Below are 22,824 nucleotides of genomic sequence, written 5' to 3'. Positions count from 1 at the left end.
TCGTGAATGTAGTTCTCACTAATACTGCTATACTCATCGAACTAGCAGGTGAGTGGCCGCCATGCGAAACATCGTGATTTGCTGCGATGGGACGGGGAACGAGATCAACGAGAATATTTCCAACGTCCTGAAGCTCTATCGCTGCCTGCGCAAGACGGAGAAGACGCAGCCCAGGCAGTTCGTCTATTACGATCCCGGCGTCGGCACGTTGTCGCGGCCGGATCCGTGGCACAAGCTGAAGCAGAACTTCAACACGATCCTGGGGCTCACCACCGGCTATGGGCTCGATGACAATGTGCTCGCGGCCTATGAATTCCTGGTGCAGCATTACCAGGATGGCGATGCGATCTATCTGTTCGGCTTTTCGCGCGGCGCCTATACCGTGCGCGTGCTGGCCGGGCTGATCCACAAGATCGGGCTGATCTCGCCGGAGCAGGTCAACCTCGCCGGCAGCGGGCTCACCGCCTACAAGCAGTTCTCGGATAGCCACAAGACTGGCGCGGACGCCAGCCTGCGGGCGCTGCCGCCGCCAAGCGACGAGTTCGGGCCGCTGCCGAAGGACCGCTACGACAACGCGGCGCAGTTCGCGCGCATCCTCTCGGTGCGCTGGCCGACCATCCGCTTCGTCGGCGTCTGGGATACGGTCGCCAGCATCTTCGTGCCGCGGCCGGACCGGTTCTATTGGCCGAGCCTGGAAGAGCTCGCCTTCACGATGCACAATCCGAGCATCCGCACCTTCCGCCAGGCGATCTCGATCGACGAGCGGCGCTGCATGTTCCGCCTGAAGAAGTATGACGAGCCGCAGCTCTTCTTCAGCAACCGCTTCATCCCCGATGAGAAGGCCGAGCCGCAGGACATCCTGCAGGTGTGGTTCGCTGGTGTGCATGGCGACATCGGCGGCGGCTATCCGGAAGCGCAAAGCGCGCTGTCGAAATATCCGCTGCTGTGGATGATCGAGGAAGCCACCAAGTTCGGGCTGACGGTGAACATGCAGATGGTGAAGCAACTCGCCTGGGGCGTGCAGCGCAGGGGCAGCCCGTTCACTTACGTGAAGCCCGATGTGGCGGGCGAGATGCACGACCCGATGACCTGGGGCTGGCGCATGCTCGAATACATCCCGAAGAAGGCCACCTACAAGGAATGGCCGGAGCGCAAAACGCATTTCGGCTTCTACATCCCCGACTGCGAGCCGCGGCTGATTCCTGAAGATGCCGTGATCCATGAATCGGTGGTGAAGCGCATCGACGCGGTGACGGACTATCGGCCGATCAACCTGCCGAAGCAGTACAAGACCTTCCCGATGCCGGAAGCGCCGACCGAGCAGGCCCCACCGGAAGCGGCGTGAGCGGCGGCGCGTGTTGCGCGACGCCTGCGCCGCAGTCTCCCGCCTCTCCCCTTGTGGGAGAGGCCGGATTTCGCGCGTCAGCGGGAAATCCGGGTGAGGGGTATGCCTCCGCGAGGCGTAGTCCCTCGATAGGCCGGGACCCCTCACCCGGTCGCATTCCGCTTCGCTGCATGCGCTCCGGCCTCTCCCACAAGGGGAGAGGCGAAGCGGAGCAAGCGGCAAAACCACAGGCCAGCACCACTAATTCCTTCTCGCGGCATGCTCGCCAATCACATGCATTTGCCGCGGCGCCACCTCCCCGCCCGCGCGCTTGTCACGATCTCCGCCCGCTGGTTTGCTCATCCTGTCGACACGCCGCGCGTGCGGCGCGCTCGATCCGATAACAAGCAGAACAAGAGCAAGGGAGAGAGACAATGAAATGGCAGGCGTTCGTCGCGATCGCGGCGCTCGTGACATCGGCAGCCGCGGCGGCGGAGAAGAAATATGGGCCTGGAGTGACCGACACCGAGATCCGGCTCGGCCAGACCTCTCCGTATAGCGGGCCGGCCTCCGCCTACAGCGTCATCGCGAAGACCCAGCTCGCCTATTTCAAGATGATCAACGACAAGGGCGGCATCAACGGGCGCAAGATCAACCTGATCAGCCTGGATGATGCCTACAGCCCGCCGAAGACCGTGGAGCAGACCCGCAAGCTGGTCGAGCAGGAGGAAGTGGCTGCGATCCTCAACCCGCTGGGCACGCCGACGGGATTGAGCGTGCGCAAATATCTCAACGACAAGAAGGTGCCGCAGCTCTTCGTCGGCGCCGGCGCGACGCTGTGGGGCGACCACGAGCACTTCCCCTATTCGATCGGCTTCCAGCCCTCCTACCAGGCCGAGACTGCGGTCTACGCAAAATACGTGCTGAAGAACAAGCCGGACGCGAAGATCGCGCTGTTCTACCAGAATGACGACGCCGGCAAGGATTACGGCAACGGTTTCAAGAAGGGATTGGGGCCGGAGCACGCCAAGATGGTCGTGGCAGAGGCGACGTATGAATCCACCGATCCGACCATCGACAGCCAGATCGTGAAGCTGAAATCATCCGGTGCCGACGTGCTGTTCATGCATGCGATCCCGAAACAGGCGGCGCAGGCGATCCGCAAGGTCGGCGAGATCGGCTGGAAGCCGGATATGTTCTTCCTGGCCGCAACCTCGACCTCGGTCTCCTCAGTGCTGAAGCCCGCCGGCTTCGAGCATGCGAAAGGGATCATCTCGTCCTACTCGCTGAAGGACCCGAACGATCCGCAGTGGAAGGACGACAAGGATGTCCAGCAATGGCTTTCCTTCATGAAGGCCTATTTCCCTGACGGCAACATGCAGGACCAGCTCATCGTCTACGGCTATGTCGTGGCGGAAGCCACGGTGCAGGTGCTGAGGCAATGCGGCGACGAGCTGACGCACGAGAACATCATGAAGCAGGCCGCCAATCTCGACACGACGCTGCCGATGCTGCTGCCCGGCATCAAGCTCAAGACATCACCGACCGACTACTTCCCGATCGAAGCCATGCGCCTGCAGCGCTTCAATGGCGAAACCTGGGAGCTGTTCGGCGAAACCATCGGCAACGATTGAGGCGTTGCTTTCTCCTCCCCGTCGTCCCGGGCAAGCGAAGCGCGACCCGGGACCCATAACCACGACCGCAAGTGTGGCGCGAGACTCGGAGTTACAGTGAACGCCCACACGAGATCCTGTGGTTATGGGTCCCTGCTTTCGCAGGGACGGCAGCGGAGTGTGATCGCCTGACCGGCAAACCAGAAACGTAGGGTGGGCAAAGCGAAAGCGTGCCCACCATCCGCACTCAGCTCGTGGCGGTGGGCACGCTGCGCTTTGCCCACCCTACGACAGATGCAAGTGTTGCGCGACGCCAGCGCCGCACGACTCGCGGATCGGGGTCACGTGTCACTCACCATTACTCCCACCGGCTCTGCGCACGCGGCGTGGCGAATCGCCGAAGCGGGCGCGGAATAGTCGGTTGAAATGCGAAATATCCGAAAAGCCGACTTCCAGCGCGATGTCGGAAATGCGCCGCGCGTTGTCGTGGGCCTCGCTCAGCAGCATGAACGCCTTTTGCAGCCGTAACTCATTCACGCGTCCCGTGAACGACGTCCCGGATGTCGCCATCAGGCGCTGCAGATAACGAGGAGAGATGCCCTGCCTATCGGCTACCACCTCAAGGGTGAGCTCCGGGTCCTGAAAGTGCGCCGCGATATGGTCGAGGGCGGCGCTGTGGCGCGCAGCCATGACTGCGCTCGCGTTGCTCTCACCCAAGGGAGCGTGCTCGCTCATTGCAAGCGCCGCGAGATCGTGGATGTGACTAACGATCGTATCACGTAGCTTAGGGGCAGCTAGCGCGCCCTCCTTCAATGCCAACTTCACATAAGTCATGAGAAGTCGAAGCGCTTCGGTCCGGCGATGAATCGGCCGCATGGTGAGGTCGTCGACACCAGTCACGCGCGAGGCAAGCGCATCGCGCGGCAAGGCCAGACCAAATTGCAATCCTTCCAGATAGGTGACAGTGACAGGTTCCGAATGCAGGATAGCAATTGCATCGCCGCCGCGGAGCTCGAACTCCTGGCCGCGCTGCGACAGCTGACTCCTGCCGGGCAGACTGACGATGAGGCCGATCGAGTCATCACCATCAACAATGTTCGTTTGTGACCGCCTGAAGCGCATTGCAGAGCCCTTCAAGGACAGCATGCGCAACCCCTGAAGGGCGTGTAGTGCCGCTTCGGCCTGAAACGGCACCTCCGATGACGGCTCGATATCGGCGCGGACTATGGTTCGACCAAACTTCTCGCGCCATATCGGGATGCGCATCCGCTCCGGGAGCTCGCGCGTCGAGAATCGATACGATACGAAATCGGCTGGGCCGCTAGACATGGCAACTCTCCCAGCTTTGATAAAATATTCGGACAAAGTGCTCCAACAAACGACTGCTGGCATTATAGTTTGCTATTCGCGCACCAACCTTCCGTTACGCGGTGCGCAGTAGTCCAAGAAACGACAGCGTCCGCCTGCTACTCTCACTCACCCGTGATCGATACTGTTGTGAATTGGCTCACTTGGCGGCCGGAAAATCAGTCCCATAGTTATTCTTAAGAGAGTCGTGACGCCAAAAATCTCCTTTAAGGAGAGATAGCCGTGATAGCTCTATTTCTCGTTGCCGCCACCACGTCCATTTTCAAAAATTGCTGGCGCCAGCAAGCGCGGGTCCAGCTTTACTAATTTGTTCGCGATTGATCGAACTCAACGATCCGCGGTGCAGATCGATCTGCAGATCCTTCCCCGGCACAGGTCATTTTCGGCCGCGGGCGAAATGCGTGGGATGTCGACGGTGATGATCAAGCGAGGATTCGATCATGTCCATCATATTAGACCTGCTTTACCGCGAATATTGCCGCGCCCGCCTCGCCGAAATGCGGCAGCAGCTTCTGATCCCGGTTGCGAGCGACGAAGTCCGGAAAGCGAATTGGGACGCCAGCGATCGTCCCGGCCCTGGTGATCGGGTTAGCGGTGGGGACGGCGGACCCGCCACGGAAGAAGCCCAAGCCATCCGATAGCCGGGCCTTGTAACCGCATCGGCTGTCTCGTCGACCTGTGTCCCACCGAGAGCGCGCCCGCACGCTGGACAGGGTAACCAAATGCATGATCGAACTCACATCTCCAAGCGATCGGCTGACGAGTCGCCGCCGGAACTCGAGGGGTTTGGCCGCGACCTGCGGATCGATGCCTGCCGCGGCATCGCACTATGGTGCATTTTTCTTGACCATGTCCCCGGCAACATCGGAAGTTGGCTGACACTGCGGCACTACGGCTTCAGCGATGCCGCGGAAGTATTCATGTTCATGTCGGGCGTCACCTGTGCGCTGGCCTACGGAAGGGCACGTCAGCGCGAGGGCTGGAGCGGCGTGCTCGGCCGTTCGCTGCGGCGAGGATGGGACATATATGCTGCATCTTTGCTCCTCACGCTCGCTTGCGTCATCATGGTTTACCTTGCAGGCCGCGACCATCTTGCTGACGAGACCAATACGCGCATCCTGTTGGAGCATCCGGGCGCGGCGCTCGCGCATGCTGCGATCCTGCAATACCGTCCCGTCAACACCGACATCTTGCCGGTTTTCGTGATTTATCACGTCTTGTTCGCGCCGCTTCTGTGGCTGTTGTTGCGAATACCGAACGTGACGCTTTGCGCCTCGGTGTTGCTTTATGGGCTCGTGCGCGTCTTCGGCTGGAGCGTCCCCGCCTGGCCGCACAACGTCTGGTTCTTCAATCCACTTGCCTGGCAGCTTCTGCTTGTGCTTGGCGCCTGGTGGGTCATCGAGGGAAACAGATTTCGGCCGTGGGTGACCTCGCGCGCGGCGCTGGTCCTGGCCGTTCTTTATCTGGTTTTCAGCCTGGTTATCGCATTGAGCTCGCGCATGACGTCGCTGGAACCGCTGGTCCCGCAGACCCTGACGAATCTGCTTTTCCCAATCGACAAATCGAATCTCAGTCCATTTCGACTGCTCCATTTTCTTGCTGTTGCGGTTTTGGCCGTATGGTTTGTGCCTCACAATTGGCGAGGGCTGGCGACGCCGGTGATGCGCGGCGCGATACGCTGTGGCGCGAACTCGCTTCCAATCTACTGCCTCGGCGTTCTGCTGGCGTTCGCCAGCCACGTGGCGCTGCTCGACATCTCGGATGGGCTGTCGATGCAGATCGCGGTCAGCCTTGGCGGAATCCTGGTGATGATCGTCGCCGCGATCCTGCTGAGCTCGATCAGGATCAAAACCTGGAGGCAGCCGCAGCCGACCGAGCCCCCTCCCGCCGTCCCAAGGTTGCGCGCCGCGGCGAAGTCTTGGCGCAGCCGGGTCCCGGGACCCATAACCACAAGCGTTTGCAGTCTGCTCCGCCGCAACCGCTCGCTCGCGCCACAACGATCAGCTGTGGTTATGGGTCCCCGCTTTCGCGGGGACGACAGCGGAGTGTGACTGTCCACTGGGCAAAATCAGAAGCGTAGGGTGGGCAAAAGCGCAGCGTGCCCACCATCCGTACTCGGCTCGTGGCGGTGGGCACGCTTCGCTTTGCCCACCCTAAGGTTCGTTCCTCAAGAGGGTGAAACGGCCGCAAGCCTCGGGCGCCTTTCGCCGCGAGAACGCCGGCGCGCATCGCCTCGGTTCTTTGACATCAGAAGCGAGAACGTCGCGCCGGCATGGGCCGTCGTCATCATGTGCTCGGCAAGCGCGGCGGCAATCCATTCGACGCCGGCGGCGGCGTGAAGGACCGCCTGCCTCGCAACAACGAACGCCGCGCGACCGCGGGTCGTCTTCATCAGCGCGGTGCTCAATATACCCGGTCGACCGGCAAACCGAGCGCCATCGCTCCCGCATATTGCGCCTGCGGGCCCGATTGCAACGGATGGTAGCGCGCCGCCTGGATGTCGCGGAAGCGCCGCTCCAGCCCCGTTGCGCGATAGAAGCCTGCGCCGCCGGCGAGCTCCATCGCATATTCGACCGCCGCGATCGCATGCCGCGCGACGAGCTGGCGGCCCATCATCACCTGATTGACGGTCGCAGCCGACGGCGCATTGAGCCTGACAGCAGCCAGCATCCATTCCCGCGCGAGCCGCGCCGCCGCGAGCTCGGTATCCATGCGGCCGGCGAGCTGGATCGCATGCTGGTCCGGCGTCTTGCGCTTCGCGGTCGCGATTGCAATGTCGCGCGCGCTCTCGGCAACGCCGAGATAGACCGAGTAGATCAACGGGAACGCGGTGGTCGCGATGATCTGGAACAACGGATGCCATTCGCCGGCCTTGCGCTTTGCTGCGACCGCCGCCTCCGGCACGATGTGGCCATCGATCACGACATCGTTGGAGCCGGTGCCGCGCATGCCAAGCGTGCGCCAATTGTCGAGCACCTTCACATGCGGCGAGTTCATGGGCACGCCGAAATGCAGCACGGTCGCCGGCTCGCCTTCGCTCTCCAGCACCGCGCTCGTCATCAAGAGGTCGCCGGCGGGAGAGCCGGACGAGAACACCTTGCGCGCAGTGATGCGATAGCCGCCGTCGACCTTCTCGGCCCGGCCGGAGCCGCCGATCCAGTCCGAGCCGCCGCTCGACAACAGGATGATGCGCTCATTGGCGATGCGCCGCAGCAGCGGCTCCGCGGGAGCCGCCTTCTGCACCTTCCAGCGCCAGGCGGGGACCGCGACCTGGTGGGTGTGCATGGAGAAGGCGAGCGCGGTCGAGCCACTGTAATGGGCCAGCGTGCGCAGCATCTCGGCGAGTTCGTCGACCTCGACGCCGCCGCCGCCAAGCTCGGCCGGCACGCCGGCTTCAACGAGGCCTGCCGCCTTCAGGTCCGCGAAATCCTCGGCGACGAACCTGTCCTCGTTCGTCTCTTGCTCGGCGCGCCGCGCGAAAATCGGGCCGAGCTCCTCTGCGATCTCGACCGCGCTGCGCGATTTTGACGCATCGAAACTGTGTGCTGCGTTGCTGCTCATGACACTCTCCATCGTTGAGAATATCCACCGTGGGAGAGCCTAATTCCGCCGCAAAGGGCGCTCCAGTTCAGGAACTGTACTGCGACGCCGTGTCCATCGATGAGGTCTCTACAGCGTCCGGAATGCTTACATTTTTCGCGCCATCTTCCGGCCTGGTGCCGGGTCCGCGCTAGCATACCTGTACTACCGCATTTCAGGAGGAGCCGATTGCCTGACAGGACCGAGCGCGGAAGCTATGGGCAGTTTTGCCCGGTAGCGATGGCAGCCGAGATCGTCTGCAATCGCTGGACCGTGCTGGTGCTGCGCGAATTGCTCTGCGGCACGACGCGCTTCAACGACCTCCGGCGCGGCGTGCCGCGGATGTCACCCTCGCTGTTGTCGAAGCGGCTGAAGGAGCTGGAGGTGGCCGGGCTGATCAGCGTGACGCCATCGGGCCAGCCGGACGTGATGGATTATCGGCCGACGCAGGCCGGCGAGGATTTGCGCGAGGTGATCATGTCGCTTGGCTTCTGGGCCCAGCGCTGGGTCGAGTCCTCGCTGTCGCTGAAGAACCTCGATCCCTCACTTTTGATGTGGGACATGCGGCGGAACCTCCGCCCCGAGCCGCTGCCGCCGCGCCGCTGCACCATCAACTTCATCTATCCGGAGCTGTCGGGCGAGCGCAAATCCTGGTGGCTCGTGATCGACGGCGCCACCGTCGACCTCTGCCTGACCGATCCCGGCTACGAGGTCGATCTCTATGTGACCTGCCCGCTGCGAACGATGACCGCGGTATGGATGGGGATCGCCACGCTCGAGCGCGAGGTGGCAAACGGCGGCATCGAGCTCACCGGCGACAAGGCGATCGCCCGCTCGATGCAGCAATGGCTGGGCTTGAGCCCGTTCGCCAAAGGCGTGCGCGCCGTCGGCTGACGTTTACGCGCCCTTGTCGAGCAGCGCCTTGAAGTCCGCCCGCGCGCGCTGCGCCTCGGCTCGCGCGGCCTCGGAGGCGTCGACGAGGCCGAAATAGCCGTGGATCAGGCCCTGCCCGTCATGATGCGTGGTCGGCACATCGGCCTCGCGCAGCGCGTTGGCGTAGGCCACGCCCTCATCGCGCAGCGGATCGAACCAGGCGGTGGTGACGACGGCGGGTGCAACGCCCTTCAACTCCTTCGCCCGCAACGGCGAGACCCGCCAATCCGCGCCATGTCCGCGTTCTTCGAGATAGTGCCCGCAGAACCACTCCATCACCGCGCGCGACAGAAAATATCCTTCCGCGTTCTCGGCCCGCGACGGAAACCGCGCATTCTCAGCAGTGTCTGCGAAATTGCCGACGACGTCGGTGACGGGATAGACCAGCAGTTGGCCGGCGAGCCTGATCCCGGCATCGCGGCAGGCGAGCGCGCTGGCGGCTGCGAGATTGCCGCCGGCGCTGTCGCCGGCGACGCCGACGCGGGCTACGTCGCCGCCGAATTCCTTGATGCGGCCGACCACGTCGCGCACCGCGGCAAAGGCATCCTCGAACGCGCCGGGGAAACGCGTCTCCGGCGGGCGGCGATAGTCGACGGAGACCACCACCGCGCGGGTTTCGATAGCGAGATTGCGCGCCTGCCGGTCATGAGTCTCAAGGTCGCCCGCGACCCAGCCGCCGCCGTGGAAAAACACGACCGTCGGTGCGGTCCCGCTGCCGTTGCGATAGACCCGCGCCGGCCGCGGCCCGGCGCCGCCGGCGACGTTGACGTCCTTCACGTGCTCGACCGGCGGCGGCGGGATCTCGGCGCGCGCGGCGGCCAGCGCTCGCAGCGATTCCCGCGCGCTCTGCGGCGTCATGGTCTTAGGATCGCGCAGCGGCAGCAGCGGGATGATCTTCTCGATCACGGGATCAAGCGGGAGAGGCATCGAGTTCCTCCAAAATTCCGGCCGGCGTCGCAGAGCCGCCCGAGTGTTGTTGGTTATGAGCTTATTGGACAACAGGAACGCGGGAAGGACAACCGCCTCAGCCATCGTCATTGCGAGCCAACGGGTCGGCGCGGCGCCGCCCGATGACAGGCTCCGCGAAGCAATCCATGCTTCCGCGTGCGGAGAAATGGATTGCTTCGTCGCGGAGCCTGTCATCGGGCCCGCCAGAGGCGGGACCCGTTACGCCACGTCGGCCATCGGCTCTGCCGACGGCGCCGCGGTAGCGAGTTCCTTGGCAAGCGCGGTTGCCGCGACATAGTCGGTCTTGCCGGAGCCGAGCAGCGGCACTTTGTCGACGACGCGGATGTCGGCCGGCACGGCGAGCTCGGAGGCGCCTGTCGCCTTGGCCTGGCGCTGCACCGCAGATCGCTCGGCATCGCGCTGCGTGGTCAGGAGCACGATGCGTTCGCCCTTGCGCGCATCGGGAATGGAGACCGCGACCGAGATCGCCTGCGGCCACAGCGCGGACGCCATCGCTTCCACCGCCGACAGCGACAGCATTTCGCCCGCTATCTTGGCAAACCGCTTGGCGCGGCCCTTGATGGCGATGAAGCCCGCGGCATCGATGGTGACGATGTCGCCGGTGTCGTGCCAGCCATCGACGAGCTTCTCCAGCACGCCGGGGTTTTCTGCGCGCAAATAGCCGAGCATCACGTTCGGACCGCGCACCGAGAGCCGGCCGCCCTCCTCGATGCCGGGGACCGGATCGAGGCGGTACTCCATCAGAGGCGAAAGCCGGCCCACGGTGCCGGGGCGGTTCGCCATCGGCGTGTTCATGGCAAGCACCGGCGCAGTCTCGGTGACGCCATAGCCTTCGAGGATGCGGATGCCGTAGCGCTCCATGTAGACTTGCCGCGTGCGATCCTTCACCGCCTCCGCGCCCGCCAGCACCAGCCGCAGCGTGCGGAAGTCGTAAGCATGCGCCGAGCGGGCATAGCCGGCGAGGAAGGTGTCGGTGCCGAACAGGATGGTGGCGCCGGTCTGATAGATCAGTTCCGGCACGATGCGGTAATGCAGCGGCGAAGGATACATGAAGATCGGAATCCCCGCGAGCAGCGGCATCATCATCCCGCCGGTGAGGCCAAACGAGTGGAACACCGGCAGCACGTTGAACACCTTGTCGTTGCCATTGGCGTCGACCCGCGCCAGCGCCTGCGCCGCATTGGCCAGGATGTTGCGGTGGGAGAGCACGACGCCCTTCGGCGTCCCCTCCGAGCCCGAGGTGAACAGGATTACGGCGGGATCATCGGCCCTCCGCGCAACGCGCGGCGCGGTGCCGGCCAACAGGCCGCGGATCTTGTCGAGCGCGTTGACGGTGGCGCGGATGTCTTCGAGATAAACGATACGCGCTTCAGGAGCGATCGCCGCGATCAGCTTGTCGAGCTTACCCTTCTCGATGAAGGCGCGGGAGGTGAGCACGGTCCTGATCTGCGACGCTTTCATCGCCGAGAGCACATTCACGGGGCCGGCGGAGAAGTTGAGCATCGCCGGCACGCGGCCGATGGTCTGCAGAGCCATGAAGACGACGGCGACGCCAGCCGAGTTCGGCAGCAGCACGCCAATATTCTCGCCGATGGCGGTGCCCTGCTCGAGCTTGCGGCTCAGCACCTGCGCGCCGAGGATGAGCTTGCGATAGGTTAGTTTCGTGCCTAGCGCATCCTCAACGACCGCCTTGCCGGTGTCGCGGTCGCGATGGGCATGGGCGAGCGCCTCGAACAGCGTGTGATCGAGCATGGCGTTCTTCACCATGGCCTCGATCATGATGTCCTGCAGCGCGGCGCCGGCGGCATTGCGGCGGGCCTTGCCCTTCAACGACTGATCGATCGGCAGCTTGACCGGCGGCAGAATCGTGATCGTCACCTTCGGGAACCAGGAGCGCTTGATCTCGCCATTCTTGAGATAGCTGAGATGCGAGCGCTGCGCGCCCTCGATCCTGACAGGAACGATCACGGCATCGGCCTTGTCGGCGATCATCGCGGTGCCGTCATAGACCTTCATCAGCGAGCCATGCACGGTCAGGCGGCCCTCGGGGAAGATCACGACAGGTTCAGCGGAGGCGACCAGCTTGATCAGATCACGCGCGCCGAGCGGCTTGGTCGGATCGACGGTGATGTGACGGACCATTTTCAGGAACGGCTTTGCCCACCACGCCCTCGCGATCCCCGTATCGACCGCGAAGCTGGCGTCGATCGGCAGCGTCGCGTGCAGCAGCGGGCCGTCGACCAGACTGACATGGTTTGGCGCGATCAGCATGCGCGTACCCGCGGGCGGCAGGTTCTCGATGCCGCGAACCTCGACGCGGAACAGCGCACGGAACAAGAGCGCGCCGAAGTCGCGCACACCCTCCTTGCCCCACTTCTTGAGCACGAACCACACTGAACCAAAGCTTGCGACGGCAAGGCCGAAGAAGATCCAGGCGATCGAAAGCCCGGCATATTGCAGCAGCGCGACGAACAGCGATCCCACCACCATGAAGCCGGCCTGCAGGATATTACCGGCCGCGATGATCCGGGCGCGCTCCGACGGCGCGGTCCAGGCCTGCACTGCGGCGAACGCCGGCACCACGAACAGGCCGCCGCCGATGGCGAACAGGAAGAAACCGACCAGCATATGCAGTCCACTGAGCGAGGTCGCGAACGCCGCCGCGGTCACGCCGTTGCCCGGCACGGTCGCGCCAATCGCCGCGGCAAGATCGAGTCCGACCACGCCCATGATGATGGCGCCGATCGGCACCAGCGCGAGATTGGGCCTGACATGGCTGAGCTGGGCCGCAATGAGCGAGCCGGCGGCGATGCCGATCGCGAAGGTCGCGAGGCACAGCGTGACGACGCCTTCGGTGCCTCCAACGCCTTCCTTGATCAGCGCGGGCAGCAGCGACAGCACGACCGCGCCGGCGAGCCAGAACCAGGAGACGATCACCATGCCGTCCCACAGGCGCGGCTCAGCATGGAGCGACTTGAGCAGCCGCACCGTGGACGTCCAGGGATTGGTGGTGATGGCGAGTTCGGGCGCGGACGGCGTGCTGGCGGGAATGCGTGCGGCGAAAGCCCAGGACAGAACGGACAGGCCGACCACGGCAAGCGAGATCCAGCCCATGTGGCTCGCGCCCGCGACGAACAGGCCGCCGGCGATGGTGCCGATCAGGATTGCCAGGAAGGTTGCGCCTTCGACCAGCGCGTTGCCGGTGGCAAGCTCGCCGACCGAAAGCTGGTCGGGCAGAACAGCGTATTTCACTGGACCGAACAGCGCCGCGACCGTGCCAAACAGCGCCAGCGCGGCGAACAGAAGCGGCACCGAATGCAGGAAGAAGCCGGCCGCCGCAAAACAGGCGGCAAAGATCTCGAGGAATTTCAGCCGCCGCGCGACGACCGATTTCACATACTTGTCCGCAAGCTCGCCGCCGAGCGCCGACAATACGAAGAAGGGAAAGATGAAAACGGCGCCGGCAACGGTTACCAGCGATGCATTCTCGCCGGTGGTGGCGCCATAGAGCAGGATGATGACCAGCGCGTTCTTCAGGACGTTGTCGTTGAGCGCCGAGAAGAACTGCGCCCAGAACAATGGCGCGAAACGGCGCGACGACATCAACTGTTTGATCATAATCGGTTCCTGGGCAGTTCGGCCGGAAAACCTTGGCCTTGTAAAATTCGTTTTGGGGTTATCGGGGTCAGGAAAAGCGAAAGTTAAGCAGCGATGCCGTTGCTATTAGTGTTCTTGATTGCCTCGCGGTTCGACGTCGCAAGTTGCGGCATTCGGCCGACCATGCACGTCAAACATGTATGAGACCTTGTGCCTGGCTATGGGGCGGCCACGTCCGCCGGCGACATGCGGAGCATGGTGATTTCTTGGTTAGGAACCCGCTCCGCAATCGAGACGAATTGGACCGTCTCAGGTGAGTTCGCTGAGCGAACCGAACGGCCAACGCCCGCGCGGACGCTGCATTTGCCGCGCACGACGCCGCATCTGTGCTGCGAACCGGCGGCGTTCGAGCACGCCGGCAACGTCGCAGGCGTTGGCAATACGATTGATCGGCGCAGTGATGCCGCGGGCGATCGACCTGCCAAATTCCAGGACGGACTTGAGAACATCCTCGAAGAAGGTCGCGGTCAGTTGCCGGGTCAGTTGCAGGACAAGCGTTTCCATGTGAGCGGCCTCCGGATCATTTTGAGCAACGCTCATGCGTGTAGCGATAAAATGAGCAACGCTCAAGAAATTTCTTCACGAGGCCGAAAATCGAATGCTCGGTCGGCAGGAAACCGTCCGATCCACGAGGTAAGCCACTGATTTTTCTTGAAATTAATCCATCGAATGTCCAGCTTCGACTAGCGCATGCGCGCGATCGTGCCGGCGACAATCTGCATGGCGACGCCGAACACCCATCCGATCATGACCGCAACCGTCCAGGCGACGTGCGGCTCGATGCGAAGCACGATGAGGACCACCGAGACGAAGGCGACCAGTGCCGCAAGGAAGGTCCCGAACGCGCTCAGGAATTCCGCCGCATCGATATTCCCGCGCGAGGATTCATCGCTCGGCGGCTGGAATGGCAGTGGCGGCGTGTCGATGCCGACATAGAAGCCGATTGCGCCGCAGACCATCATGAGCAGAAGAAATCCCTGCGACGTAAAGGCAGCGATGCCTGACCCGACAAGGGCCGCCACGAACAGGCCGCTCGCGGCTCCCGCCATGGCAAGGCCAAGGCGCTCGAGAACATGGGCGAACTTTCGTACGCGGGACCGCATCGTGCCGATCCCCCATGATGATGATCAGGCTACGCCTCTTTCGAATAGCGTGAAAGATACCGTTCGCATGTGGCGCTGCACATGTCCGGCGGCCCGCGTTCACCGCAAGTTGCGCTGATAGCAGCGATTAATTACCGCGATTATCGATTTTCTGCAGACTCGTCGGGTGGGCAAAGCCAACGGGTCGCGCGAACGCGCGCCCGATGACAGGCTCCGCGTACCCACCATCAAGCACTCAGCTCGTGATGGTGGGCACGCTTTCATCGTCACTTGTGGTGAGCTGCGGTGGGTGTAGTCGCTTTGCCCACCCTACGCCGCTACGCGGCGCGGCCGAACTCGCTGCCGAGATGCTTCAGCCGCGGCAGCACTTCCTGCTTCAACAGCTGCAGCGAGTGGTGCCAAGCTTCCGGCTTGTGCTTGTAGTCGAAGCCGAACACGAGCAACACGCCGAAGCCGCCGACCTCTTGATAGATCCTCTCGATCTTTTCGGTCACGGTCGCGGGCGAGCCGACGATCCAGTTGTGCCGGGCGCAATATTCGACGTTCACGTCGCTGTCCGGCACGTCGGGCGTGGCTTTCAGATAGTCCTTGAAGCCGAAGTGACCGAGTAGCGGCAGGAAGTACTCGCCCATCATCCGTCCCATCATGTCGCCGGTCGACAGCCGCCAGGCTTCCTCGTCGGTGTCGGCGACAAAGACTTCGCGCACCAATCGCCAATCCTGCCTGCTCGGCTTGCGGCCGGTCTTCGCTGCGCCCGCCTCCACCGAATCCCAGTGGCTGCCGACATAGGCCGGGTTGAGGTTGAGGCTCATCGGAATGAAGCCGCGCTCGCCCGCGAGCTTCAGCGTATCGGAGTTCTTGGAGAGGCCGGCGACGCCGATCGGCGGATGCGGCGCCTGCTTCGGCTTGAGGTGGGGTTTGAGGAAATCGAACATCGTGTCCGGCTTCGTCACCGTCCAGTATTTGCCCTTGTATGTCCACGGAGCATCGTCGCTCCAAAGCTTCAGGATGATCTCGAGCGCTTCGCGCGTCATGTCGCGGTTTTGGCCGGACATGCCGTCGACATTGAACATCGCCCAGTCGCTCGGCAGGCCGCTTGCAGCGACACCGAAATTGAGTCGCCCATCGGAGAGATGATCGAGCATCGCGACGCGATTGGCGAGTTCAGCCGGATGGTGATAGGGCAGCAGGAAGCCGCCGGGTCCGATGCGGATGTTCTTGGTCTGCAGCAATGCCTGCGCGACCAACAGATCCGGAGACGGATGCGGCTCCCAGGGCGCGGTGTGATGCTCACCAATCCACGCTTCCTGATAGCCGAGTTCATCCAGCCACCTGAGCACCTGCAGGTCCCAATCGTGGCCCTCCTTCAATCCGCACTCCGGCGGATGCGAGGGCATCGCGAAATATCCAAGTTCCATGGCTTTCCTCTCGCTTGTTTTCTGGTGCGACTTTGCCGTCGCATCTCATGCACAAGCGAGAGTACCCACCCCGGTTGCGGCGGAATAGTGGCTTTCGTCGTTGCAGAGCGGGATAGCCGTCTCACTTTCGCTCGCAATAACGGTGATGATTTACCGCGCTCCGAACGTGGTCGCGCCGAAGAGCGCTTTGTGCGTCGACGGTTGCGAGCGCCAATACTGCGGCGGTGCGTCAACCTGTCCGCCGAGTTCGGCGGCAGCGTGCCAGCCCCAGCGGGGGTCGTAGAGCATGCCGCGCGCAAGGGCGACCATGTCGGCCTTGCCGGAAGCGACGATCTCTTCGGCCTGCTTCGCTTCCGTGATCAGCCCGACTGCCATGGTGGTGACGCCAGTTGCTTCTTTCACAGCCTGCGCGAACGGCACCTGATATCCCGGACCCAGCGGGATCTTTTGCAATGGCGAAACGCCACCGGAGGAAACATCGATCCAGTCGACGCCGCGCTTCTTCAATTCCTTGGCGAATTCGATCGTCTGCGCGATGTCCCAGCCGCCCTCGACCCAGTCGGTCGCCGACACCCTGATGCCGACGGGCTTGCGATCCGGAAATGCGGCACGCACCGCGTCGAACACTTCAAGCGGAAAGCGCATGCGGTTTTCGAGCGAACCGCCATACTGGTCGGTGCGCTTGTTCGAGATCGGCGACAAGAACTGATGCATCAAATAGCCGTGCGCGCCATGCAGTTCGAGCGCGTCGATGCCGAGCCGGTCGGCACGCTTGGCGGCCGTCACAAAATCGTCGCGGATGCGCTTGAGCCCGGCCTCATCCAGCGCGAGCGGCGCCGCCTCGCCTTCCTTGTGCGGCACTGCCGATGGCGCCACGGTCCGCCAGCCGCCTTCGGACAGCGGGATCAACTGCCCGCCGTCCCAGGGCCGATGGCTCGACCCCTTGCGGCCGGCATGCGCAAGCTGCATCGCGACCGCTGCTTTCGAATGTTTGCGCACCGAGGCCAGGATCGGTTTCAGCGCGGCCTCAGTGGCGTCATTATAAAGTCCAAGGCAGCCGGGCGTGATCCGCCCGATGGCCTCCACATGCGTGGCTTCGATGCAGAACATCGCCGCGCCCGACAGCGCCAGCATGTTGATATGGGTGAAATGCCAATCATTGGCCTCGCCGTTGTCTGCCGAATATTGGCACATCGGCGATACCATGATCCGGTTGGGCAATTTCAGGCCGCGCAGCTCGATCGGGGAAAACAGGGCGCTCATGTGGGGGATCCGGATAGGAGGGAAACTGCCTTCTTATCTAACCACGCCCCGGCCCCGCCTCAACCTGCCGGTTACTGATTGATTCCGGCCGCCTTGATCAACTGCAGGTTAGCGACGGTCTCGCGCTTGATGAAATCGTCCATCTGGGCTGGTGTCATCGGCATCGGCTCGACACCAAGTTTCTTGAGGCTTGCCTGCGTTGCCGGATCGTTCAACACCTTCATCCCTGCCGCATGAAATTTCTCGATGATCTCACGCGGCGTTTTCGCCGGCACGAAGATCCCGAACCAGCTCATGCTGTCGGCGCCGGTCAAACCGATCTCCGACGGAGACGGCACATCGGGCAAATCGGCGGCGCGCTTCGGCGTCGACACCAACAGCGCCTTCACCTGGCCGTCGCGGATCAGGGGCAGCGCGGTCGCGAGCGGGCAGAAATAGAGATCGATGCGCCCGCCCAGGATGTCGGCAATCACTTCGGGGCCGCCGCGATAAGGCACGTGGGTGCCTTCGATGCCGGCGGCGAGGAGGAATTTTTCCGCGCTGATATGCACGGCGCTGCCGACGCCGACCGAACCAAAGGAGATCGAGCCGGGCTTCGCCTTGGCGTCGGCAACGAAATCCTGGATGGTTTTCCAGGGCCGCTCCTTCGGCACGATCATGACATTGGCACTGGAGCCGATCATCAGCACGGATGAAAGGTCTTTGGTCGCGTCGAAAGAGAGATTCGGGAAGATTGCCGGCGCAATCGTCAGCGCCGAGGAATGCGCGAGCACGTTGTAGCCGTCAGGCTCCGCCTTGGCGACGAGGCCGGTGCCGAGCGTGCCGCCAGCGCCGGCACGATTCTCGATCACGAAGGGCTGGCCGAGCTCTGCCGAGAGCCGATCGAACACCAGGCGCGGCACAACATCGGTGGCACTGCCCGCGCCGAACGGGATCGTCGCCTTGATCAGGCGCGAGGGCCAGGTCTGCGCCTGTGCAACTGCGGCAAACAAACTCGCGGCGATGAGAATGGGGAACAACTTGCGCATCATGGCTCTCGGTTTCGATTGACGCCCCAGCGTTGCAAGAACCGTTCCGTCAGAGCGGGCCAGTGTGTTTGCCAACCCCGAGACCAATCCTCTATTCCACCAGCGTGAACTGCAGCAGCAGCGTGCGCTGGATCATCGAGAAATTATCGTCGGAGATCATGGTGATCACGGTGTCGCCTTCGGCCGTGGTGTGGGCGTCGATGCCTTCCATGTTGTCGATCTCGTTGCCGAGATCGGCGTTGAAGACCGAAGGACCGTCGAGGACGGCACCCGGCATTACGGACGCAAGTGCGATGCGGCGGATACGAATGCCTACGCCGTCAACCCAGGAGAATTTGCGCTCGAGCAGCAGCAGGTCGCCGGAGGGCAGCAGCACCGCGTCGCTGATGTCGAAATTGTCGGTGCGGCGAACGGAAAACTGTCCCGGCGTCTTGCCGCCGACCAGGAAGCCGATGATGTTGCCCTGCGCATCAAGGCCGCGCTCGGAGATCGCGATCAAGGTTCCCGCCAGCGGCAGGCCTTGCGGCACCATCAGCAGCGCCTCCAGCCCCTTGTTGTTCGGGAGCCGTTTGGCGGCCGGCGGCAGCGACACCACCTCGCCGCGTGCGCGCGTGAATCCCTTGGAGAAATCGAAGCGCAGCACCTGGTTGACGCGCTCAAGCCCGACATAGACGAATGAGCCGTCCAGCGCCATTGATTCAGAATCGTACCAGCCGCGCGCGGTGATCGGCCTGCCGTCGGGGCCGAGCAGCGGCGCCGCCTCGACATCCGCAAGTCCCGTCATCTCGCGGCCTTTGTAGACGATGCGGCCGGTGAACCAGCTACCGTGGTCGCTGACGGCGATGAAGCGTTCGCCCTTGGCGTCGAGCCGCAACGCCGACAGGCCGCCGAAGCCGCGAAAGGAGGAAGTCAGCACCAACCCGCTGCGATATTCCAGCGCGCCGAACCTGACATGCGCGCGATCGCGGATGTCGAAGGACGACAGCGGCCGCGCATTGACGTCGATCGAGACCGGCGCCGCCACCGTGGACTCGCTCGGCAGGATCGGCTTCGTCGGCGGCTCAATAGCAGTTTGAGCGAGCGCCAGATGCGGCAATGCGGCGGCCGAAAGCCCCGCCGCGGCGCTAGCGAGAAAACGACGGCGGGAGAGCGTCGGGGACATGGATTTGGAATCCGCTACCGTTTTCACCTCTCCCGTAGGGAGAGGTCGATTTGCGCCAGCAAATCGGGTGAGGGGTTACGGTCTATCGAGGGACCTGAACCCCTCACCCGCGCCTTCGGCGCGACCTCTCCCTAGGGGAGAGGTGGATCGGAGCTCGCGGCATCATCGAGAGAATCACTAAGAATGCAGCCGCCTCGGCCGGCGGTCAGCGACGGGCGCCGGGCCATGAGTTTCGCTGAAGAGTTCGGCGAGCTTCTCGGTGATGGCGCCGCCGAGCTCTTCGGCATCGACGATGGTGACGGCACGGCGATAATAGCGCGTGACGTCATGGCCGATGCCGATCGCGATCAATTCGACCGGCGAGCGGGTCTCGATCTCCTCGATGATGTGGCGCAGATGCCGCTCGAGGTAGTTGCCGGGATTGACCGACAGCGTGGAATCATCGACCGGCGCGCCGTCGGAGATCATCATCAGGATCTTGCGCTGCTCGGAACGAGCCAGCAGGCGCTTGTGCGCCCAGTCCAACGCCTCGCCGTCGATGTTCTCCTTGAGCAGGCCTTCGCGCATCATCAGGCCAAGATTCTTCCGCGCCCGCCGCCACGGCGCATCGGCTGACTTGTAGATGATGTGACGGAGATCGTTGAGCCGGCCGGGATTCGCCGGCTTGCCGGCGGCGAGCCAGGCTTCGCGGGACTGCCCGCCTTTCCAGGCGCGCGTCGTGAAGCCGAGGATCTCGACCTTGACGCCGCAGCGCTCCAGCGTGCGCGCAAGGATATCGGCGCAGGTGGCGGCGACCGTGATCGGACGGCCGCGCATCGAGCCGGAATTGTCGAGCAGCAGCGTCACCACGGTGTCGCGGAAGGTCGCTTCCTTCTCGCGCATGAACGACAACGGGTGATAGGGATCGGTGACGACGCGCGACAGGCGCGCGGGATCGAGTATCCCTTCTTCGAGGTCGAATTCCCAGGCGCGGTTCTGCTGCGCCATCAGGCGGCGCTGCAACCGATTGGCCAGCCGCGCGACGATGCCTTGCAGATGCGCGAGCTGCTTGTCGAGATAGGAGCGCAGACGCTCCAGCTCGTCATGGTCGCAAAGGTCTTCGGCGGCGACGATCTCGTCGAATTTCGGTGCAAACGCGTGGTATTCGGGACCGCGCGGCTCATTGCTGCCACGCGTATTCGGCCGCGTCGCCTCGCCCGGCGTCTCATCGTCGCCGAGCTCGCCGTCGTCGAAAGTGTCGCTGGTGGACGCCTGCGCGCTTTCCATCGCGCTCTCGGACATCTCTTCCGAGGTCGTCTGCGCCTGGTCGGCACTCATCTCCTGCGCGGCATCGGAATCAGGCGAGCCTTCGGCGCCGGACTGATCGCTCTCGCCATCCGGATTTTCATCCTGGTTGTCGTCCTCGTCGGAGTCCATGTCGCGCTCGTCGCCGAGGTCGAGCGCCGACAACAGATCATGCACGAGGTCGCCGAACCTGGCCTGGTCCTCGGTGAAGCGCGCCAGTTTGTCGAGCCGCGTGCCGATCTTGTCTTCCAAGAGCGGGCGCCAAAGGTCGACCATCTTGCGCGCAGCCTGAGGGGGCGCCAATCCGGTCAGTCGCTCGCGCACCAGCATCGCCAGCGCATCCGCCAGCGGCGCATCGGCGCGGTCGGTGATCTCGTCATACTTGCCGCGATGAAAATGATCGTCGAGCATCGCGTTGAGGTTTTTCGCAACGCCCGCCATCCGCCGCGAGCCGATCGCCTCGACGCGCGCCTGCTCGACCGCCTCGAACACGCCGCGCGCCTGCGGATTGCCCGGGATCAGCTTGCGATGCACCTTGGGATCGTGACAGGCGAGCTTCAGCGCGATGGAGTCCGCGTGTCCCCGCACGATCGCAGCGTCACGCTTGGTCAATTTGCGCGCCGGCTCCGGCAGCCGCGCCTTGCCGGGCGCAAGCCCCGGTCGCTCGGCGGCGAAGGAAACTTCGAGCTCCGGCGTCTTCGCGATCGCCTTCAGGCACGACGTCACCGCGCGCTTGAACGGCTCAGTCGGCGCTTCCTTCGTGTTGCGGAATTTGCTGTTGGATGATGCGGTCATCTCGCTCTCACCGTCGTCCCCGCGAAGGCGGGGACCCATAACCACAGGAAGAAATCATTGAGCGCGGAGGAAGCCCCAATCTTCGCAACTGCATCCTGGGGTTATGGGTCCCGGATCGCGCTTCGCTTGTCCGGGACGACATGCCCCCTAGCTGAGCGCCACGTTGACAGCGGATTCGGGCAGCTCCGCATTGAAGCAGCGCTGGTAGAATTCAGCCACCAATGGCCGCTCGAGCTCGTCGCACTTGTTGAGGAAGGTGACGCGGAAGGCAAAGCCGATATCGCCGAAGATCTCGGAGTTTTCCGCCCAGGTGATCACCGTGCGCGGGCTCATCACCGTCGACAGATCGCCATTGGCGAAGGCGTTGCGGGTGAGATCGGCGAGCCGCACCATCTTGTTGACGATGTCACGGCCTTCCTGGCTGCGGTAGTGCTTCGCCTTGGCGAGCACGATCTCGACTTCCTCGTCATGGGCGAGGTAGTTCAACGTGGTGACGATCGACCAGCGGTCCATCTGGCCCTGGTTGATCTGCTGGGTACCGTGATAGAGGCCCGACGTGTCGCCAAGGCCGATCGTGTTGGCCGTCGCGAACAGACGGAACGCCGGATGCGGCTTGATCACCTTGTTCTGGTCGAGCAGCGTCAGCCGTCCCGAGACTTCCAGCACGCGCTGGATCACGAACATCACGTCGGGCCGGCCGGCGTCATACTCGTCGAACACCAGCGCGACATTGTGCTGCAGCGCCCAAGGGAGGATGCCGTCGCGAAACTCGGTGACCTGCTTGCCGTCGCGGACCACGATCGAGTCCTTGCCGACCAGGTCGATACGGCTGATGTGGCTGTCGAGATTGACGCGTACGCAGGGCCAGTTGAGCCGCGCTGCAACCTGCTCGATATGGGTCGACTTGCCGGTGCCGTGATAGCCGGTGACCATCACACGGCGGTTCCTGGCGAAGCCGGCGAGGATCGCGAGCGTGGTGGCGCGGTCGAAGCGGTAATCCGCATCAACCTCCGGCACGTGCGGGTCGACTTCCGCATAGGCCGGCACCTCAAGGTCGCTATCGATGCCGAACACCTGCCGGACCGATACTTTCATGTCGGGCAAGCCGGCGGTGTCTTCCAATGTGGTTTGGGCGGCGGTCGTCATTCGTCCTCCGAGGTCCCGGGAATCCCGAAACCAGATTATTCGTTTGGCTGCGGATTGGGTGCTATGCACAAGCCTAGCAGACTGCAACCGCCGGCAGAAGCCCGCGGCGCGATCAAAGTTCCGTTGTTCTTTCATAAAGATAGGTGCTGGACGCGGTTTTTGGAGGGCTGCCCTGCGAATCG

General features: G+C 63.4%; 17 protein-coding genes. 5 read left to right on the top strand and 12 right to left on the bottom strand.

Going from position 1 to position 22,824, the window contains the following annotated elements:
• Positions 1–61: 61 nt before the first annotated feature.
• Together AC5ZG1_RS30255 and AC5ZG1_RS30250 are read left to right on the top strand one after the other, a co-directional pair.
• Positions 62–1,345, top strand: coding sequence for a T6SS phospholipase effector Tle1-like catalytic domain-containing protein (locus tag AC5ZG1_RS30255; protein ID WP_496134991.1), 1,284 nt, complete (start codon positions 62–64; stop codon positions 1,343–1,345).
• 413 nt (positions 1,346–1,758) lie between these two features.
• Positions 1,759–2,958: an ABC transporter substrate-binding protein gene (locus AC5ZG1_RS30250; protein WP_496134990.1), complete on the top strand. Its 1,200-nt coding sequence runs from the start codon at positions 1,759–1,761 to the stop codon at positions 2,956–2,958.
• Between the two features lie 327 nt (positions 2,959–3,285).
• Here the strand turns inward: AC5ZG1_RS30250 and AC5ZG1_RS30245 are convergent, their stop codons facing one another.
• Positions 3,286–4,266: a helix-turn-helix domain-containing protein gene (locus AC5ZG1_RS30245; RefSeq protein ID WP_496134989.1), complete on the bottom strand. Its 981-nt coding sequence runs from the start codon at positions 4,264–4,266 to the stop codon at positions 3,286–3,288.
• Between the two features lie 479 nt (positions 4,267–4,745).
• Between AC5ZG1_RS30245 and AC5ZG1_RS30240 the strand changes: the two genes are divergently transcribed.
• Positions 4,746–4,946, top strand: a complete 201-nt coding sequence (locus AC5ZG1_RS30240; RefSeq protein WP_496134988.1) for a hypothetical protein — start codon at positions 4,746–4,748, stop codon at positions 4,944–4,946.
• Positions 4,947–5,027: 81 nt separating this feature from the next.
• The gene (locus AC5ZG1_RS30235) at positions 5,028–6,356 is read left to right on the top strand and encodes an OpgC domain-containing protein (protein WP_496134987.1); all 1,329 of its coding nucleotides are present in this window, start codon (positions 5,028–5,030) and stop codon (positions 6,354–6,356) included.
• Positions 6,357–6,708: 352 nt separating this feature from the next.
• Here the strand turns inward: AC5ZG1_RS30235 and AC5ZG1_RS30230 are convergent, their stop codons facing one another.
• Entirely contained in the window at positions 6,709–7,866 is a 1,158-nt protein-coding gene (locus tag AC5ZG1_RS30230; RefSeq protein ID WP_496134986.1) for an acyl-CoA dehydrogenase family protein, read from the bottom strand.
• A gap of 258 nt (positions 7,867–8,124) precedes the next feature.
• Here AC5ZG1_RS30230 and AC5ZG1_RS30225 point away from each other — a divergent pair, with 258 nt between their 5' ends.
• Entirely contained in the window at positions 8,125–8,778 is a 654-nt protein-coding gene (locus AC5ZG1_RS30225) for a winged helix-turn-helix transcriptional regulator (protein WP_496135025.1), read from the top strand.
• A gap of 3 nt (positions 8,779–8,781) precedes the next feature.
• On the opposite strand, the gene AC5ZG1_RS30220 is transcribed toward AC5ZG1_RS30225, so the two are convergent.
• From AC5ZG1_RS30220 to cobS, 10 genes are all read right to left on the bottom strand, one after another.
• The gene (locus AC5ZG1_RS30220) at positions 8,782–9,744 is read right to left on the bottom strand and encodes an alpha/beta hydrolase (protein ID WP_496134985.1); all 963 of its coding nucleotides are present in this window, start codon (positions 9,742–9,744) and stop codon (positions 8,782–8,784) included.
• A gap of 240 nt (positions 9,745–9,984) precedes the next feature.
• Entirely contained in the window at positions 9,985–13,404 is a 3,420-nt protein-coding gene (locus AC5ZG1_RS30215) for an acyl-[ACP]--phospholipid O-acyltransferase (RefSeq protein ID WP_496134984.1), read from the bottom strand.
• A 288-nt stretch (positions 13,405–13,692) separates the two neighbouring features.
• A complete protein-coding gene (locus AC5ZG1_RS30210; protein WP_496134983.1) occupies positions 13,693–14,013 on the bottom strand; it encodes a hypothetical protein in 321 nt (106 codons plus the stop codon).
• A 113-nt stretch (positions 14,014–14,126) separates the two neighbouring features.
• Positions 14,127–14,546: a hypothetical protein gene (locus AC5ZG1_RS30205; RefSeq protein WP_028164238.1), complete on the bottom strand. Its 420-nt coding sequence runs from the start codon at positions 14,544–14,546 to the stop codon at positions 14,127–14,129.
• Positions 14,547–14,863: 317 nt separating this feature from the next.
• A complete protein-coding gene (locus AC5ZG1_RS30200) occupies positions 14,864–15,964 on the bottom strand; it encodes an LLM class flavin-dependent oxidoreductase (protein WP_028164237.1) in 1,101 nt (366 codons plus the stop codon).
• A 150-nt stretch (positions 15,965–16,114) separates the two neighbouring features.
• The gene (locus AC5ZG1_RS30195) at positions 16,115–17,227 is read right to left on the bottom strand and encodes an NADH:flavin oxidoreductase/NADH oxidase (protein WP_456641450.1); all 1,113 of its coding nucleotides are present in this window, start codon (positions 17,225–17,227) and stop codon (positions 16,115–16,117) included.
• 71 nt (positions 17,228–17,298) lie between these two features.
• Complete coding sequence (locus tag AC5ZG1_RS30190; RefSeq protein WP_496134981.1) at positions 17,299–18,255, bottom strand: Bug family tripartite tricarboxylate transporter substrate binding protein; 957 nt, start codon at positions 18,253–18,255, stop codon at positions 17,299–17,301.
• 91 nt (positions 18,256–18,346) lie between these two features.
• A complete protein-coding gene (locus AC5ZG1_RS30185; RefSeq protein ID WP_496134980.1) occupies positions 18,347–19,417 on the bottom strand; it encodes an esterase-like activity of phytase family protein in 1,071 nt (356 codons plus the stop codon).
• Positions 19,418–19,594: 177 nt separating this feature from the next.
• A complete protein-coding gene (cobT, locus tag AC5ZG1_RS30180) occupies positions 19,595–21,496 on the bottom strand; it encodes a cobaltochelatase subunit CobT (protein ID WP_496134979.1) in 1,902 nt (633 codons plus the stop codon).
• A gap of 147 nt (positions 21,497–21,643) precedes the next feature.
• Positions 21,644–22,642 carry a cobaltochelatase subunit CobS gene (gene cobS / locus AC5ZG1_RS30175; RefSeq protein ID WP_028164232.1) on the bottom strand — a complete coding sequence of 333 codons (999 nt, stop codon included), beginning with the start codon at positions 22,640–22,642 and terminating at the stop codon, positions 21,644–21,646.
• Positions 22,643–22,824 lie beyond the last annotated feature (182 nt).

The organism is Bradyrhizobium sp. Leo78, from assembly GCF_059512425.1.
Note: the sequence above shows the minus strand (reverse complement) of the source record. Positions and strands in the feature narration are given on the sequence as shown.

What these genes read in the sequence shown, in the direction of transcription:
- AC5ZG1_RS30185 (WP_496134980.1), bottom strand. Translation starts at nt 19,417, where the DNA reads ATGTCCCCGACGCTCTCCCGCCGTCGTTTTCTCGCTAGCGCCGCGGCG.
- AC5ZG1_RS30230 (WP_496134986.1), bottom strand. Translation starts at nt 7,866, where the DNA reads ATGAGCAGCAACGCAGCACACAGTTTCGATGCGTCAAAATCGCGCAGC.
- AC5ZG1_RS30220 (WP_496134985.1), bottom strand. Translation starts at nt 9,744, where the DNA reads ATGCCTCTCCCGCTTGATCCCGTGATCGAGAAGATCATCCCGCTGCTG.
- AC5ZG1_RS30205 (WP_028164238.1), bottom strand. Translation starts at nt 14,546, where the DNA reads ATGCGGTCCCGCGTACGAAAGTTCGCCCATGTTCTCGAGCGCCTTGGC.
- AC5ZG1_RS30235 (WP_496134987.1), top strand. Translation starts at nt 5,028, where the DNA reads ATGCATGATCGAACTCACATCTCCAAGCGATCGGCTGACGAGTCGCCG.
- AC5ZG1_RS30245 (WP_496134989.1), bottom strand. Translation starts at nt 4,266, where the DNA reads ATGTCTAGCGGCCCAGCCGATTTCGTATCGTATCGATTCTCGACGCGC.
- cobT (WP_496134979.1), bottom strand. Translation starts at nt 21,496, where the DNA reads ATGACCGCATCATCCAACAGCAAATTCCGCAACACGAAGGAAGCGCCG.
- AC5ZG1_RS30240 (WP_496134988.1), top strand. Translation starts at nt 4,746, where the DNA reads ATGTCCATCATATTAGACCTGCTTTACCGCGAATATTGCCGCGCCCGC.
- AC5ZG1_RS30195 (WP_456641450.1), bottom strand. Translation starts at nt 17,227, where the DNA reads ATGAGCGCCCTGTTTTCCCCGATCGAGCTGCGCGGCCTGAAATTGCCC.
- AC5ZG1_RS30250 (WP_496134990.1), top strand. Translation starts at nt 1,759, where the DNA reads ATGAAATGGCAGGCGTTCGTCGCGATCGCGGCGCTCGTGACATCGGCA.
- AC5ZG1_RS30200 (WP_028164237.1), bottom strand. Translation starts at nt 15,964, where the DNA reads ATGGAACTTGGATATTTCGCGATGCCCTCGCATCCGCCGGAGTGCGGA.
- AC5ZG1_RS30255 (WP_496134991.1), top strand. Translation starts at nt 62, where the DNA reads ATGCGAAACATCGTGATTTGCTGCGATGGGACGGGGAACGAGATCAAC.
- AC5ZG1_RS30225 (WP_496135025.1), top strand. Translation starts at nt 8,125, where the DNA reads ATGGCAGCCGAGATCGTCTGCAATCGCTGGACCGTGCTGGTGCTGCGC.
- cobS (WP_028164232.1), bottom strand. Translation starts at nt 22,642, where the DNA reads ATGACGACCGCCGCCCAAACCACATTGGAAGACACCGCCGGCTTGCCC.
- AC5ZG1_RS30190 (WP_496134981.1), bottom strand. Translation starts at nt 18,255, where the DNA reads ATGCGCAAGTTGTTCCCCATTCTCATCGCCGCGAGTTTGTTTGCCGCA.
- AC5ZG1_RS30215 (WP_496134984.1), bottom strand. Translation starts at nt 13,404, where the DNA reads ATGATCAAACAGTTGATGTCGTCGCGCCGTTTCGCGCCATTGTTCTGG.